Source organism: Saccharomonospora iraqiensis subsp. paurometabolica YIM 90007 (assembly GCF_000231035.2).
Classification (GTDB): Bacteria; Actinomycetota; Actinomycetes; order Mycobacteriales; family Pseudonocardiaceae; genus Saccharomonospora; species Saccharomonospora paurometabolica.
Genome location: NZ_KI912193.1, coordinates 760 through 2,680, shown reverse-complemented (window position 1 = coordinate 2,680; position 1,921 = coordinate 760). Strand labels below are relative to the sequence as shown.

The 1,921-nt window shown below is 75.2% G+C and carries 1 pseudogene; it reads right to left on the bottom strand.

Annotated features, from left to right (window positions below):
• Window positions 1-1,720, bottom strand: a pseudogene (locus SACPADRAFT_RS24865) (glycosyltransferase family 2 protein); the annotation flags it as partial.
• Window positions 1,721-1,921 lie beyond the last annotated feature (201 nt).

Here is a 1,921-nt window from a genome sequence, read left to right as displayed (position 1 = left end):
CGGTGCGGCGCGGCGGGTCGGTCGGCAGGCCGAACGGCGCGACCGTCAGCAGCGACCGGGTGGTCGGGTCGGCGTCGTAGAGCCGGGGGGAGAGCCTGCCGGCCGCGGCGAGGTGGCCCAGCCACAGGTGCCGTTGCCGCTCCGAGGCGCACAGGAAGAAGTCCCCGCGGGCGAGCTGGGCGTCGAGGACACCGCGGACCGCGGCGAGGTCGTCGGCCCTGCGGTCGTCCGGGCGGTCGCGGCCCTGCTCCAGTTGTTCCAGGTGCATCGGGTCGTACAGGTCGCACACCACGACGGTGTGGGCGTACTCGCGCTTGAGCGCGGACGCCTTCTCCAGCGCGTGCCCCTGCAGCACCACGACGTCCGCCCACGCGAGGTGCGCGTCGAGGTCGCGGGGGTGGGCCCGGCCCACCGTGAACGGGGCGGGCGGCGGGTCGACGGCCGGGTTCAGCGTCAGCAGCCGCACGTCGTGCTCGCGGGCGAGGACGTCGGCGATGTTGAAGGCGCGGATCGCCGGGCCCGCCATCCGCTCGGTGATCGCGTCCCCGGTGAGCACGAGCACCCGGCGCCGGGTGCCGAACGCCCGCTCGATGCCGAAGGTCTCGACCAGCACGTCGTGCGCGGCCAGGTAACGCGGGAGCGGGTACGCCGGTTCGAGCGCGTCGCGGAACAGCGGCCGCAGGTCGTCGTCGGTGCGCACCCGGCTGCGCTGCTCGGCCTCCCGGGCCTGCGCCAGTCCGGGCAGCAGGTCGACGAACCGGTCGATCGCGAGCATCCCCCCGAGTGCGTCCCGGGGAACCGGGACCGGCTCCGTGTCCGGTGGTGTGCCGGTGTCCGGGCCGGATGCGGCGGGATCGAGGAGGGCGGGGTCGAGTCCGCCCCGTGCGGTGGCCCGCCGCACGGTCAGCGCGAGCGCGGCGGGCAGCACCCGCGCCAGGGACTCGTCCGAGAGGTTGCGGTACAGCGCGGCCAGCGCGTTGCGTTCCAGCAGGAACGTCTCCCGGCCGGAGTCCGGCGCCTGCACCGCGTCCACCGTGCCGTGGTGCCGGTGGTAGGCGATCGAGGCGGGCACGTAGCGCACCCGCCACCCGCGCAGGTTGAGCCGCCATCCGAGGTCGACGTCCTCGTAGAACAGGAAGAAGTCGTCGTCGAACCCGCCGAGCGCGGCGAAGGCGTCGGCGCGCACGAACATGGCCGACCCGGTGGCGAACAGCACGTCCTTGGCGTGGGCGTGCTCGGCGTCCGGCAGGTCGGCGACCCGGCTGCCCGCGTGCCGCTTGTACCCCATGCCGAACCAGGTGAGCCCGCCGTCGACGAAGTCGGCGCCGGTGCCGTCGGCGTCCAGGACCCGGCTGGCCACCGCCGCGACGGTCGGGTCGGCCCGCAACGCCGCCACCGCGGCGTCGATCCAGTCCGGGTGCGGTCGGGCGTCGTTGTTCAGCAGGGCGAGGACCGTGCCGTTCGCCTCGGCCGCGCCGAGGTTGCCGCCGCCCGCGAAGCCGAGGTTCGCCCCGGCGGCGACGACCCGTGCCTGCGGTACGGCGGCGCGGATCCGGTCGGCCTCGGATTCGGGCGCGGGGGTGTTGTCCACGCACACGAGTTCCAGGCGGGGGTAGCCGAGCGCGTGCACCGCGCGCAGGCAGGCGATCGTGTCGTCGGCCCCGCGGTAGTTCACCACGATGACCGAGACGAGTGGCTGTGTCGTCTCCCCCTGGGTCACGGCCGCTCCTTCCGCCCGTGGTCAGCCTACTGCCCGTGGAAGGTGTCCCAGACCGCGGCTCGGTCCACCGCGCCGAGGCGCGTGATCGCCCGGCGTTCCCGCACCGTGCGGGGGAGTCGGGCGGCCGCATCGAACAGCACACGGCAGCGGGGGCCGGCCCGGAGATTGGGGGCGTCGCCGACCCGGCCGCGGGTGAGCGCG